Source organism: Microbacterium lacusdiani, from assembly GCF_054779895.1.
This window is the reverse complement of sequence record NZ_BAAGXJ010000001.1, coordinates 117957-130575: the sequence shown is the minus strand read 5'-3', so window position 1 is coordinate 130575 and position 12619 is coordinate 117957. Positions and strand designations below refer to the sequence as shown.

Below are 12619 nucleotides of genomic sequence, written 5' to 3'. Positions count from 1 at the left end.
CGGTCCCGCGCGCCGTCACATCCACTTGCGCCACTTGAACACCGTGTACAGCCCCACGGCGGTCACGGTCATGAGCGCCAGCGCCATCGGGTAACCCCACACCCATTCCAGTTCGGGCATGTGCTCGAAGTTCATCCCGTACACGCCCGCCACGATGCTCGGGCCGAACAGGATCGCGGCCCAGCCGGAGATCCGCTTCACCTGCTCGTTCTGGGCGAGCGCGGTCTCGGTCTGCCGTCGTGTGACGAGAGTCGAGTTCACCGTGAGCGCGTTGTCGAGGATGGCGCGGTACGACGCCAGCCGGTGCGCGATCCGGATGGTGTGGTCCAGCACGTCGCGCAGCGACCGCTGCAGTTCGATGTCTACCCCGTACCGGTCGGCGCCGCGCAGGAGCGACTCCAGCATGGTGCTGAGCGGATCGACCGCCCGCTGGAAGCCGATCACCTCGCGCGAGAGCTCGTAGATCCGGCGGGACAGCTCGGCGCCGTCGTCGCTGAAGAGCAGGTCCTCGATCTCGTCGATGTCGTTCTGCAGGCCGCCCGCGACCGGCTCGTACTCGTCGACCACCTCGTCGAGGATCGCGTACAGCACGGCCTCCGGGCCCAGCGCGAGCAAGTCGGGGACGGCCTCCATGCGCTTGCGCACGCGGGCGAGGTCCGGCGACTCGGCATGCCGGATGGTGACCACGAAGTCCGGGCCCACGAACACGTGCAGCTCGCCGAGCTCGACGGTCTCCCGCGACTCGACGTACCGCGCCGGCAGCAGCACCGCGAACAGCGTGTCGCCGTACCGCTCGAGCTTCGCGCGCTGGTGCCCCGACAGCGCGTCCTCGACCGCGAGCGGGTGCAGCGAGAACTCCTGCGCGACCTTCTGGATCTCCTCCGTCGTCGGCCGGAAGAGGCCGATCCACGCCATGCCGTTCCGGTCCCGCATGTGCTCGAAGGTGTCCTCGAGGCTGGCGGGGTTCTCGATGCGACGTCCGGCGACGTACACGGCGTTGTCGATGATGGGCACTCGCCCATTGTCCCCGCGCCCGTCGCCGCGTCCCGGAGGCGCGCGCCGGCCAGGGCCGACGTGCGCAGCACGGCCGCTCCCCTGTCCCGTCCGGGCCCGCGGTGGGATCATCGAGGAGCGGGCGCCGGCCCGCCGTGATCGAAGGAGATCGAGGCATGTCACGCGCACAGGAATGGCTGGACGGCTACCTCCGGGCCTGGAAGTCGAAGGACGAGGCGGATGTCCGCGCCATCTTCACGGACGACGCCGAGTACTGGTTCCGGCCGAACGACCCCGAGCCCACGCGCGGGATCGACGCCATCGTCGAGATGTGGGGTGACGACGAGCCCGTCGAGCCCGAGTACGCGTTCGAAGTGCTGATCGAGGACGACCGGCTCGGCATCATCAAGGGCCACGTCGACTACCCGGGGCACCAGCGGTACGTGAACCTCTGGGAGGTGTACCTCGCCCCCGACGGCCGCGCGGAGAAGTTCGTGGAGTGGTTCATGACTCCCCGGAAGGCCGCCGACGACGCCTGAGGGTGCCCGGGACCCGCCCCCGCGCCCGCGCCGTCATGGCAGTATGGCGGGGCACCTCACGGCTCGCTCGGAAGGACATCCATGCCCGTCTCGTCCCGCCGCGCAGCCGCCGTGATGCTCCTCCCGCTGCTGTTGCTGCCCCTCGCGGCGTGCACCGACGCCGTCGGCGACGCCGCGCGCGCCGCCGCCGCGGACCTGGCGGCCGCCCTGTCGGCGCACACCCTCGACGGCGTCGAGCTCGCCGAGCCGGACGCCGCGGCCGACTTCGCCCAGCAGGTCGAGCCGCTCTCCGACTACGACGTCGAGGTCGTCGCGGACGAGCTGGAACGCGACGGATCAGAGGCCGCCGTCCCCCTGCACTGGACGTGGACCATCGAGGGCCGCGAGTGGACCTACGACACGACCGCCCGGCTCGTCGAACGCGAGCAGGAGTGGGTCGTCGACTGGTCGCCGTCGACCTTCCTCCCCGAGCTCGCCCCGGACGAGCGGATCGAGATCCGCCGCGAGCACGGCCCCCGCGCCGATGTGGTGGACGCCGCCGGCGAGCCCATCGTCACGATGCGCCCCGTGGGCCGGTACGGCCTCGACAAGGCCAACACCCCCGCCGAGGAGGTGGGCGCCTCGGCGGAGCGGATCGCGGCCGCGGTCAGCATCGACCCGGTCGCCTTCCGTGCGGCGGCGGAGGGCGCGGGGCCCGAGGCCTTCGTCGAGGCGCTCGTGGTGCGCGAGGGCGAGGAGCAGGCTCACGTGAGCCCGGACTTCGCCGGCATCCCCGGTGCGCTGCGGGTCCCGGATCAGATCCCTCTCGCACCCACGCGCACGTTCGCGCGCGAGCTGCTCGGCTACGTCGGGGAGGCGACGGCCGAGGTCGTCGAGGCTTCCGACGGCGCGGTGCGCCCCGGCGACCAGGTCGGACTGGCCGGCCTCCTCGCGGCGCATGACGCGACGCTCCGCGGAACGCCCACGATCCATATCGACGCGGTCGACCCGGATGCGGCCCGGCGCAGCATCGCCACGTTCGAGGGCGAGCCCGCCGAGCCCCTCGCGCTGACCCTCGACCGGGCGCTCCAGACGGACGCGGAGCGCATCCTGTCGGGGCTGGGCGGCGCCGACTCCCCCGACAGCGCCATCGTCGCGATCCGCCCCTCGACCGGAGAGATCCTCGCGGCCGCGAACGGCCAGGGCAACGGCGGCGCCAACGCCGCCACGGCCGGCCAGTACGCCCCCGGCTCCACGTTCAAGCTCGTCACGGCGCTCGCGCTGCTGCGCGCGGGCGTCGCGCCGGACGACGTCCTGAGCTGCCCCGCATCCGTCACGGTCGACGGGTACACGTTCCACAACTACGACGACTACCCGGCGGGCGCGACGGGCGACATCTCGTTCCGGTCGGCGATCGCGAACTCGTGCAACACGGCGCTGATCGGCGCGCGGGACCGGATCGACGCGGACGCGCTCGCCGCCGCGGCCGAGAGCCTGGGCCTCGGGGCCGAGATCGATCTCGGATACCCCGCGTTCCTCGGGCAGGTGCCGGAGCCCACGGGCGAGACGGAGTGGGCCGCCGACCTCATCGGTCAGGGGCGCGTGCTCGCGTCGCCGCTGGCGATGGCGACGGTCGCCGCCTCCATCCAGGCCGGCCACACGGTCGTGCCGCACCTGATCGCCGACCGGGTGGGAGAGGCCGCGCCCGCGCAGCCGCTCACGGCGGACGAGGCCGCGGCCCTGCAGGACCTGATGCGGGCTGTCGTCGCCGAGGGCTCCGCGCCGTTCCTGCAGGCGATCCCCGGAGAGCCCGTCGGCGCGAAGACCGGGACGGCGGAGTACGGCGAGCCGGATGACGCGGGCGCGTATCCGACGCACAGCTGGATGGTGGGCACACACGGCGATCTCGCCGTGGCGGTGTTCGTCGAGACCGGTGTCTCCGGAGCCGAGACCGCCGGCCCCCTCCTGCAGGCGCTGCTCGAGCGCGGCTGAGCGGCCGGGCCGCCCGGCCTGACGCGCGTCGCGCGGCCGCCGGTCCCCCGTGACCGGCGACCGAGCGACGTGCCGGCTCAGTCGGCCGAGGCGCGCGTGACCGCCTCGAGATGGCGCCTCGCCGCCTCCACGACCGACTCGATCCCCTCCTCCCCGGACACCTTCTCCTCGCCCACCGCGTCGGAGGTCGCGTACCGGTGGACGACCTCGACGAGGTCGAGCGTGAACTGCGCGCGCTCCCGCTCATCCATCGGCTTGAGCTGCTGTTCGATATCTGCCGCGAGCATCGTGTCGAGTGCCATGCCGCGACCGTACGCACGATGCGGGCGGCGATGCGAGGGGTTGCGCGCCGGACGACCCGACGCTACCGCGGCGACCGCTGCGGCGTGTGGCATGCCGGAAACAAGTGGGCTATACCATTCCCGAAAACTCCCCACCCATTGCCCACCTCCGGACACAACATGCCGGGGAACGACGAGTTCAATCGCGGACTCGTAGAGCGCTTCGAGGCTCAGATCCCCGAACTGTGACCGGAGCGATCCGGGCGGACAGCTCGAACCGCGAGGCGGGGTAGGTCGACGTGGTCCACTCGACCACCTCGCCTCGCGAGACCGAGACGCGCACGAGCTCGAGCACGGGGGCGCCGCTCGGGATCTCCAGGATCTCGGCGTCCTCGTCCCGCACGATGCCCGCCCGGATCACCTGCTCCCCGGCCTCGAACCGCGCGCCGTAGTCCTCCGAGAGGACGCGGTACAGCGACTCGTTCTCGAAGTCGTAGCGGGCGAGGCCGGGGAACCGGTCGGCGCGCAGGCTGCTGCGCTCGATCGCCATGGGCACGCCGTCCGCCATCCGCACGCGGGCGAGCACCGTGACGGGCGTGCCCTGCTCCACCCCCAGCACCCCCGCGACCCTCGCGTCCGCAGGCCGGTCCGCCAGCTCGAGCAGGCGGCTCGACGGCACGTGACCTCGTGCGCGCATGTCGTCGGTGAAGCTCGTCAGCTGCAGCGGCACGCTGATGGTCGGGCGGGCGACAAACGTGCCGCGGCCCACCTCGCGGGTCAGCAGCCCCTCCTTGACGAGTTCATCGATCGCCCGGCGCGCGGTCATCCGCGAGACGCCCGTCTCCTCGGCGAGCTGGCGCTCACTCGGCGCCGGTGCGCCGATCGGGGCCTGTGAGACCTGCTGTCGCAGCATCTCGGCGAGTTCGCGGTACTTCGGAGCGGTCACCCCTCGATCCTCGCACCCGCGAGCCCTCCCCTGCGCGCGCGGCCGGGCCTTGGGCGCACGACCCCAGCGGTCGTACCATCGGAGCGCGCGAGCCGTCGCGCGAGCGGAGGTGCAGGGTGATCGTCACGCTGAGCGAGAAGGACTGCCGAGAGCTGCTGCGCTCCGCGACGGTCGGTCGTCTGGGCTTCGTCCGCGACGGACGGGTGGAGATCATCCCCGTGAGCTATCTGATGCACGAGGGCGACGTCGTCATCCGCACCACGACCGACGGCGTGCTCAGCGCGCTCCCCGATGCCGAGGGCCCCCTGGCCTTCGAGGTGGACTACCACGAGCCGATCGGCGGCATCGGCTGGAGCGTGCTGACGTACGGCACGCTCGCCGTGATGGCCGATGACGAGGTCGCGCGCATCCCGGACCCGGGACGCGTGGTGCCGTGGGCCGGCGGTACACGCCCGCTGCATCTGCGATTCGCGATCGAGAGCCTGTCCGGCCGTCGGGTGCGCCGCGAGCGCGAGCACGGGCGCGGCGACTGAGCCGGTCGGACGCCGTGCGGGCCGCCGTCAGCTCCGGATGCGCCGGTGCCGCTGGTAGACGATCTGACCGATGGCGCGGGACTCGACGAGCTCGAGCGCGAGCGGGCCGGCCAGGTGCGGCAGGTACGGCGTGCCGCCGCCGAGAACACGACCTTAGGCAGGTTCTGCCAGATGCGCGCGAAGTCGGGCCCGCTCTCGCCGAACGTGAAGCCCTTCTCCCAGGGCAGCATGTCCTGGTACAGCCGCCGCCCGCACAGGTGGGCGTCGAGCTCGGCGGTGTGCGCCGTGCGGAACGTCATCTCCTCCTCGTCGGGCGTGGTCCAGTCGATGGACCCGTCGGGGGCAGCGATGTACCCGTCCAGCGAGACGCCGAACTCGTAGACCACGGTCCGTGCCATGCGGATCACCTCCGGCGTCAGTCTGGCGCGGCGGCCCCGAGCGGTCCAGAGGCGTCGCGAGTAGCCTCGGCCGCATGGCATGGGAGTTCGAGGCGGAGCTGATCTCGTGGCGCGGTCCGGCTCCGTTCGTGTTCGCACCCCTGCCGGTGGACGTCTCGGAGGACATAAAGCAGGCCGCGCGCGGCCTGATCTACTGGGGTCAGGTGCCGGTGATCGCCACGATCGGCGACACCGAGTTCGACACCGCGATGTGGCCGAAGGACGGCCGCTTCCTGCTCCCGATCAAGGTCGCGGTCCAGCGCGCCGAGCGGATCGACATCGGCGACGTGGTCGCCGCACGGGTGCTGCTCCCCGGTGAGATCGAGTGACCGCGATCGGGTTCTGAACCCGGACGCGGCCCGCCTCGTGTCCCGTTCACAGGGGGAGCCCGCGGCGCGCCCGCGCCGCGGTGTGGACCACAAGGAAGAGGCGTCACATCATGCACCACCTCACTCGCGCCACGCTCGCGACCGCGGTCGCGGTCCTCGCCGCCGGCACCGCGGCCGCCCACGCCGCACCGGCCATCCCCGTCAACAACGGACAGGAGACGACCGGCGCTGAAGGAGGCGCGCACGGCAAGTTCACCTACACGATCGACGGCGATCAGGTCTGCTACACACTCGACGTCGTCGGGCTGACGCAGCCGGCGGGCGCGGCGCACATCCACATCGGCCCGCGCGACGAGCCGGGCCCCGTGGTCATCCCGCTCGAGGTGCCGGCCGAGACCTCGTTCCAGGTCGACGACTGCACCACCGTCACCGATCCCGCGATCCTCGACGGCGTGCGCGCCAACCCGGGCGCCTATTACGTCAACGTGCACACGCCGACGTACCCCGGCGGCGAGGTGCGCGGCCAGCTGAAGTAGCCAGGGCCCGGGGCGCGACCGCCCGTCCGCTCATCCACAGCCATCGGCAGCGGCGGGTGGTCGCACTCGGCCCCGCGGACCCCGCGGACGAGCGCCTGCGCTCAGTACTCGCCCTTGATCACGAAGTACGAACCACGGATCTCGCCGGCCAGCTTGGAGCGCTGCCGAGCGAACTTGAACGCGGCGAGCTCGGTCGGGACATCCATGCCCTGCGACAGCTTGAACCCGACGGCGCGCTTCCCGCCCTCGGCGAGCGTGTACAGCACATTGATCGAGAGCCCCGACTCGTAGAACACGTAGCTCCACCGGATGCCGTCGACCTCGAACTCCGACACCTCGAGCGGGCGCGAGGCGATCTCGATCCCGCGCTCGTCCTTGAGCACCCGCTCGATGTAGGCCATCACGTCGGGTGCCTCATCGGCGGGCGTGACCTCGAACGTGTGGTCGTACTTGTTCCTGAAGTACCGCGCCTCGTTCGCGCGCAGCCCGGCGAGCGCCTCAGCCACGGGCGACGACTCCAGCCCCTCGGTCGACACGTTCACGAAGTCGACGACGTCCGGCATCTGGCCTCCTCGAGTCGGTGATCGGGTCCACGCTAGCGCGCGAACGAGTGCGGACGAGGGAACGCGACCCACCGATCATTCCGCCCACCTTCCGCGGCCGCGCAGGCCTCGCGACTGCGCAGAACGCACGGTGCACGGGAGAAATCTGATAACCAAGAGGGATGAGCACCATCGAACGCGTCCCCGACGTCGCCTCCCCCGCAGCCGACCGCGCCGCGCGCCTCGCCGTGACGGTCTTCCCCATCCTCGTGATCGTCGCCGGCGTCATCGGCTTCCTGCTGCCCGGCGCCGTCGCGCCGCTCGGGCAGGCGGTGCCGTGGCTGCTCGGCGTCGTGATGTTCGGGATGGGCCTGACGCTGACGCTCCCCGACTTCACGCGCATCCTGAAGCGCCCGTGGATGGTGGCGATCGGCGTCGTCCTGCAGTACCTGATCATGCCCCTCACCGCGTGGGTCATCGCTCTCGCGCTCCAGCTGCCGGCCGAGCTCGCCGCCGGCGTGATCCTCGTCGGCTGCGCCCCGGGCGGCACCGCGTCGAACGTCGTCACGTATCTCTCCCGGGGCGACACGGCGCTGTCGGTCACCGTCACGACGTGCTCGACCCTGCTGGCGCCGGTGCTCACGCCGCTGCTGACCCTGTGGCTCGCCGGGCAGTTCCTGGACGTCCCGTTCGCGTCGATGATGATGTCGATCCTGCAGACGGTCCTGCTGCCGGTCGTCGCGGGCCTCGTCGTGCGCCTGCTGCTGCGCCGCTGGGTCGAGCGCGCGCAGCCCGTGCTTCCGTGGCTGTCGACCGTGGCGATCGCCCTGATCGTGGCGGCCGTGGTCGCCGGCAGCGCCGACCGGATCGTCGGGGCCGGCCTGCTCGTCTTCCTCGCGGTGTTCCTGCACAACGGCTTCGGCCTGCTGCTCGGCTACCTCGCCGCGTGGGGCATGCGGATGACGCAGCGCGAGCGCCGCGCGATCAGCATCGAGGTCGGCATGCAGAACTCGGGGCTCGCGGCCTCGCTCGCCGCCGCGCACTTCTCGCCGCTCGCGGCGCTGCCGGCCGCGGTGTTCTCGGTCTGGCACAACCTGTCGGGCGCGATCTTCGCGCTCATCATGGGACGCCGCCACGTCACCGACGAGTGACGGCGGGCACCGCGCGAGACCGCTTGATCGCTGCTGTGACCATGAGGCGCGCCATCGAAGGAGCCGCACGCATGTCCCCCAACGCCGCGATCGGCACGGCGCTTGCCGCCTTGGCCCTCGCCACGATGGCACTGGCCGGATGCACCGCCACCGCCGCGCCCGAGGCCGCCGAGCAGACGCCCAAGGCCTCCCCCGCTGCGGCTGCCGCTGAGAGCGAGCCGACTCCCACGGCCGCTCCAGCGCCGGATTCGGCCGAGCCGGAGACCTGCTCGCGCATGTCGGAGGTCGTCAGCTACACGGACGATTGGCGCTGGGAGCGAAGGCAGCCTCTGCTGGATCTCGGCGCACGGGAGTTCGCGCAGGGCGAGGTGACCTTCGGCGACGAAGGGGCCCCCTTGACGTACACCGTCGCGGCCGGCGACGTCGAGGCCGTGATCGCTGAACGGCTCTGCGCGTACCCGAACCTCGCCTCGTTGAACCACGAACACTACGTGTACCCGGGGCTGGTGCTCTGGCTCACACCGAACCCCGGCACCCCGTGGGTGCCGCTCCACAGTCCGGTGGACGCGCAGGCCGGTTTCCAGCAGATCCCTTACCAGGAGGCCATCACGGCGGCGGGCGTGGCGGTCGACGCAGGTGACATCGACACCGTGCGGGCCATCTGGAACGACACGCTCAAGGGCATGTTGACCGACCAGGACGTCATCCACGCTGTCCAGCAGGTGGTCGACTCCGGCGACCCGGACGCGCTCCGCCAGCTGTTCTCCTGAGCCAGCCACGGGGCACCCCGGGCCGGATGTCACTCGCTGCGGCCGCTGTGATCCGCGACGTCGGGCTCTGCCCGAAGAACGTCCGCGATCTCCTCTTCCGGCCGGGGCGCGATCGTCTCGTCCTCCTCCAGCTCCGGGATGGTCGACTCTTCGAGGGCTGGGATGTGCCGGGGCGCGATGTCGTCGGCGTCTGCGGACATCGGGATCCTCCTCTCGCCGGGAGGCTCACGTTACGCGCAGAACGTCAGACGTTGAAGCGGAACTCCACGACGTCGCCGTCCTGCATGACGTAGTCCTTGCCCTCGATGCGGACGCGACCCTTGGCCTTGGCGTCGGCCATCGATCCGGCCTCGTCCAGGTCGGCGAACGAGACGACCTCGGCCTTGATGAAGCCGCGCTCGAAGTCCGAGTGGATGACGCCCGCGGCCTGCGGGGCGGTCCAGCCCTTGCGGATCGTCCACGCGCGCGACTCCTTGGGGCCGGCGGTGAGGTAGGTCTGCAGGCCGAGCGTCTCGAAGCCCACGCGGGCGAGCTGGTCGAGGCCCGACTCCTGCTGGCCGAGCGACTGCAGCAGCTCGAGCGCCTCGTCGGCGTCGAGATCGATCAGCTCCGACTCGACCTTGGCATCGAGGAACACGGCCTTGGCGGGGGCGACCAGCGCGGCGAGCTCGGCCATGCGCGCCTCGTCGGTCAGCACGCCCTCGTCGACGTTGAAGACGAACAGCGTCGGCTTGGCGGTCAGAAGGCCCAGCTCGCGGATGGGCGAGACGTCGAAGCCGGCCTGGAAGAGGGTCTTCCCCGTGTCGAGCACGTCCTTGGCGGCCTTCGCGGCATCCAGGACGGCCGGGTCGGTCTTCTTGCCCTTGACCTCCTTCTCGATGCGCGGGATCGCCTTCTCGAGGGTCTGCAGGTCGGCGAGGATCAGCTCGGTGTTGATCGTCTCCATGTCGGAGGCCGGGTCGACCTTGCCGTCGACGTGCACGACGTCCGAGTCGGCGAAGCCGCGCACGACCTGCGCGATCGCGTCGGCCTCGCGGATGTTCGCCAGGAACTGGTTGCCCAGGCCCTCGCCCTCGCTCGCGCCGCGCACGATGCCCGCGATGTCCACGAACGACACGGGCGCGGGGAGGATGCGCTGCGAGCCGAAGATCTCGGCGAGGCGGTCCAGGCGCGGATCCGGCAGCTCGACCACGCCCACGTTGGGCTCGATCGTCGCGAACGGGTAGTTCGCGGCGAGCACCGTGTTCTTGGTCAGGGCGTTGAAGAGGGTGGACTTGCCGACGTTGGGCAGGCCGACGATGCCGATAGTGAGAGCCACGGGAGTCCAGTCTACGCGGGGCCATGCCCCTCCCCCGGCGCGCCTGCCGGGCCGCCCGCGACCGGGCCCGCAGACTCGAGGCGTGGCACTGGACTTCACGGCGATCGACTTCGAGACGGCCAACGGATCTCGGGCGTCGGCGTGCCAGGTGGGCCTCGCGAAGGTGCGCGACGGCCGCGTCGTCGAGAAGACCGGATGGCTCATCCGCCCGCCCGCGGGCCACGACCTGTTCCAGGAGTGGAACACCCGCATCCACGGGATCACGGCCGCGGACGTCGAGGACGCGCTGGGGTGGGACGAGCAGATCGAGGACCTGATCGGGTTCGCCGGCGACGACGTGCTGGTCGCGCACAACGCGAGCTTCGACATGGGCGTCCTGCGCGCCGCCTGCGAGGTCACGAGCTACGAGCTCCCCGCCTACCGCTACCTGTGCACGCTCGCCGTGGCCCGCAAGGCCTATCAGCTGCCGTCCTATCGCCTGCCCGTGGCGGCCGAGGCCGCCGGGTTCACGGGCTTCGCGCACCACGACGCGATCGCCGACGCGCTCGCGTGCGCGCACATCCTGATCGACGCGGCCCGCCGCAGCGGCGCCGACGACGTCGACGGGCTGGCGGAGGCGCTGGGCGTGCGCACCGCGCAGATCGCTCCCGCGGTCGTCGCGGCCGCCTGATCGGCACGATGTCCGAGGCCCCGGTCACGATGGCCCCATGGACGCACTCGCCCTTCTGCTCATGATCGTCGCCCTCTCGGCAGGCGCCGCCATCGGGTGGTTCGCGCGCGCCGGCCGGGCCGCCGCCGAGACGGCCGAGGCCCGCGCGGCTCTCGCGGCGCGCGACGCCGAGGTCGGCGCGCTCCGGGAGGCCCTCGAGCGGCAGGAGGACCTCCGCCGGGACGCCGAGGCGCACGCGCACGCCGAGCGCACGGCGGCCGAGGAGCGCGCCCGCCGCGAGAGCGCCGTGCTGACGGCGCTGGCCCCGGTGCGCGAGAGCCTCGGGCGCATGCAGCAGCGCGTGGACGAGATGGAGCGAGAGCGCGCCGGGCAGTTCGGCACGATCGCCGAGCAGCTGCGCCGGGCGCAGGCGTCGGACGAGGCGCTGCGCGCCACGACCGAGTCCCTCGCGGGCGCGCTGCGCTCCACGACCGCGCGCGGCGTGTGGGGCGAGACGCAGCTGCGCCGGGTCGTCGAGTCCGCCGGCCTGGTGCGCCACGTCGACTTCGACACGCAGGCCACCCTGACGGGCGACGCCGCCGGCCGCCCCGACATGGTCGTGCGCCTGCCGGGCGACAAGGCGATCGCGATCGACGCCAAGGCGCCGCTCGACGCCTTCCTGGACGCGACGGCGATCCCCGACACGACGACGGGGGATGACGCCCGCCGGCGCCGCGACCTGCTGAAGCAGCACGTCAAGGCCGTGCGCTCCCATGTCGACGCGCTCGCGAAGAAGGCCTACTGGACGGGCCTGCCGTCCAGCCCGGAGTTCGTCGTCTGCTTCCTGCCGAGCGAGTCGATCCTCGCCGTCGCGCTCGACGAGGATCCGACGCTGATGGAGTACGCGTTCTCCAAGCGGGTCGCGCTCGCCTCGCCCGTGAACCTGTGGGCGGTGCTGAAGACCGTCGCCTACGCGTGGACGCAGCACGAGGTGTCGGACGAGGCGCGCACGCTGTTCACTTTGGGCAACCAACTGTACGAGCGGCTCGGCACGCTCGCGCAGCACGCCGACGATCTGCGGCGCGCGATCGAGCGCACGGTCGACTCCTACAACCGGTTCGCCGGCTCGCTCGAGTCGCGGGTTCTCGTCACCGCCCGCCGGTTCCCCGGCATCGACGCGACCAAGCTGGCGTCCACCGCCGAGCCGAAGCCGATCCTGTCGTCGACGCGCCGGATGGCGGCGCCCGAGCTCATCGAGGCGCTGGACGTGCCCGATGCGCCGGTCACGGAGTCGATCGCGGCGCGGCTGGATCAGTCGCGACTGGAGGCCGCGACCGAGAGCGGCGAACCGCTCAGCCGGGGATGAAGCTCAGCAGCGCCGTGACGGCGCCCGAGAACACCACGAAGGAGCCGATGAACCACCAGGCGCTGGGCTCCTGGCCGGGCGCACGGCGGACGCGGAGAAGCACATCCGGACGGCGCGCGGGGTCGACGACCGGCTGAGAGCCCGTCCGCGGCGAGGCGACGTGCTGCTGCACGTTCTGCACCGGCGCGTGCTGTACTGACATGCCTTCGTCCCCCTGCTGTGTCCGCCGTCCGGATCCATTGTCCCAGACGGATCCTC

At 71.8% G+C, this 12619-nt stretch carries 16 protein-coding genes and 1 pseudogene; 9 read left to right on the top strand and 8 right to left on the bottom strand.

Annotated features, from left to right (window positions below; translation table 11 throughout):
- Positions 1-15: 15 nt before the first annotated feature.
- The gene (locus ACYVGN_RS00655) at positions 16-1014 is read right to left on the bottom strand and encodes a magnesium and cobalt transport protein CorA (RefSeq protein ID WP_460788110.1); all 999 of its coding nucleotides are present in this window, start codon (positions 1012-1014) and stop codon (positions 16-18) included.
- 155 nt (positions 1015-1169) lie between these two features.
- On the opposite strand from ACYVGN_RS00655, the gene ACYVGN_RS00650 reads away from it, so the two are divergent.
- Positions 1170-1532, top strand: a complete 363-nt coding sequence (locus ACYVGN_RS00650; RefSeq protein ID WP_460788108.1) for a nuclear transport factor 2 family protein — start codon at positions 1170-1172, stop codon at positions 1530-1532.
- A gap of 81 nt (positions 1533-1613) precedes the next feature.
- On the top strand, positions 1614-3503 hold the full coding sequence (locus tag ACYVGN_RS00645; RefSeq protein WP_460788107.1) for a penicillin-binding transpeptidase domain-containing protein: 1890 nt from the start codon (positions 1614-1616) through the stop codon (positions 3501-3503).
- A gap of 77 nt (positions 3504-3580) precedes the next feature.
- Here the strand turns inward: ACYVGN_RS00645 and ACYVGN_RS00640 are convergent, their stop codons facing one another.
- Positions 3581-3805 (bottom strand): hypothetical protein, encoded by a 225-nt coding sequence (locus tag ACYVGN_RS00640; RefSeq protein ID WP_460788106.1) that lies wholly within the window; start codon positions 3803-3805, stop codon positions 3581-3583.
- Positions 3806-3983: 178 nt separating this feature from the next.
- Entirely contained in the window at positions 3984-4730 is a 747-nt protein-coding gene (locus ACYVGN_RS00635; RefSeq protein WP_460788105.1) for a GntR family transcriptional regulator, read from the bottom strand.
- Positions 4731-4846: 116 nt separating this feature from the next.
- Here ACYVGN_RS00635 and ACYVGN_RS00630 point away from each other — a divergent pair, with 116 nt between their 5' ends.
- A complete protein-coding gene (locus tag ACYVGN_RS00630) occupies positions 4847-5263 on the top strand; it encodes a pyridoxamine 5'-phosphate oxidase family protein (protein ID WP_167626750.1) in 417 nt (138 codons plus the stop codon).
- Positions 5264-5448: 185 nt separating this feature from the next.
- On the opposite strand, the pseudogene ACYVGN_RS00625 reads toward ACYVGN_RS00630, so the two are convergent.
- Positions 5449-5661 (bottom strand): annotated as a pseudogene (locus ACYVGN_RS00625) (dihydrofolate reductase family protein); the annotation flags it as partial.
- Between the two features lie 74 nt (positions 5662-5735).
- On the opposite strand from ACYVGN_RS00625, the gene ACYVGN_RS00620 reads away from it, so the two are divergent.
- The gene (locus ACYVGN_RS00620; protein WP_055989806.1) at positions 5736-6029 is read left to right on the top strand and encodes a DUF1905 domain-containing protein; all 294 of its coding nucleotides are present in this window, start codon (positions 5736-5738) and stop codon (positions 6027-6029) included.
- A gap of 110 nt (positions 6030-6139) precedes the next feature.
- Positions 6140-6565, top strand: coding sequence for a CHRD domain-containing protein (locus tag ACYVGN_RS00615; protein WP_460788102.1), 426 nt, complete (start codon positions 6140-6142; stop codon positions 6563-6565).
- Between the two features lie 101 nt (positions 6566-6666).
- Here the strand turns inward: ACYVGN_RS00615 and ACYVGN_RS00610 are convergent, their stop codons facing one another.
- Positions 6667-7128 (bottom strand): phage tail protein, encoded by a 462-nt coding sequence (locus ACYVGN_RS00610; RefSeq protein ID WP_134745338.1) that lies wholly within the window; start codon positions 7126-7128, stop codon positions 6667-6669.
- 161 nt (positions 7129-7289) lie between these two features.
- Here ACYVGN_RS00610 and ACYVGN_RS00605 point away from each other — a divergent pair, with 161 nt between their 5' ends.
- Both ACYVGN_RS00605 and ACYVGN_RS00600 read left to right on the top strand, forming a co-directional pair.
- On the top strand, positions 7290-8258 hold the full coding sequence (locus tag ACYVGN_RS00605; RefSeq protein ID WP_460788101.1) for a bile acid:sodium symporter family protein: 969 nt from the start codon (positions 7290-7292) through the stop codon (positions 8256-8258).
- Between the two features lie 71 nt (positions 8259-8329).
- Positions 8330-9028 (top strand): hypothetical protein, encoded by a 699-nt coding sequence (locus tag ACYVGN_RS00600; RefSeq protein WP_460788100.1) that lies wholly within the window; start codon positions 8330-8332, stop codon positions 9026-9028.
- A gap of 29 nt (positions 9029-9057) precedes the next feature.
- Here ACYVGN_RS00600 and ACYVGN_RS00595 read toward each other — a convergent pair whose 3' ends face one another.
- Both ACYVGN_RS00595 and ychF read right to left on the bottom strand, forming a co-directional pair.
- Entirely contained in the window at positions 9058-9228 is a 171-nt protein-coding gene (locus ACYVGN_RS00595; protein ID WP_156377125.1) for a hypothetical protein, read from the bottom strand.
- 44 nt (positions 9229-9272) lie between these two features.
- The gene (ychF, locus tag ACYVGN_RS00590) at positions 9273-10346 is read right to left on the bottom strand and encodes a redox-regulated ATPase YchF (protein ID WP_460788098.1); all 1074 of its coding nucleotides are present in this window, start codon (positions 10344-10346) and stop codon (positions 9273-9275) included.
- An 82-nt stretch (positions 10347-10428) separates the two neighbouring features.
- Between ychF and ACYVGN_RS00585 the strand changes: the two genes are divergently transcribed.
- Together ACYVGN_RS00585 and ACYVGN_RS00580 are read left to right on the top strand one after the other, a co-directional pair.
- A complete protein-coding gene (locus ACYVGN_RS00585) occupies positions 10429-11016 on the top strand; it encodes a 3'-5' exonuclease (protein WP_055989823.1) in 588 nt (195 codons plus the stop codon).
- Between the two features lie 37 nt (positions 11017-11053).
- Positions 11054-12361: a DNA recombination protein RmuC gene (locus ACYVGN_RS00580; protein WP_460788097.1), complete on the top strand. Its 1308-nt coding sequence runs from the start codon at positions 11054-11056 to the stop codon at positions 12359-12361.
- On the opposite strand, the gene ACYVGN_RS00575 is transcribed toward ACYVGN_RS00580, so the two are convergent.
- On the bottom strand, positions 12348-12563 hold the full coding sequence (locus ACYVGN_RS00575; RefSeq protein WP_055989829.1) for a hypothetical protein: 216 nt from the start codon (positions 12561-12563) through the stop codon (positions 12348-12350). The two genes, ACYVGN_RS00580 and ACYVGN_RS00575, sit on opposite strands and share 14 nt — an antisense overlap.
- Positions 12564-12619 lie beyond the last annotated feature (56 nt).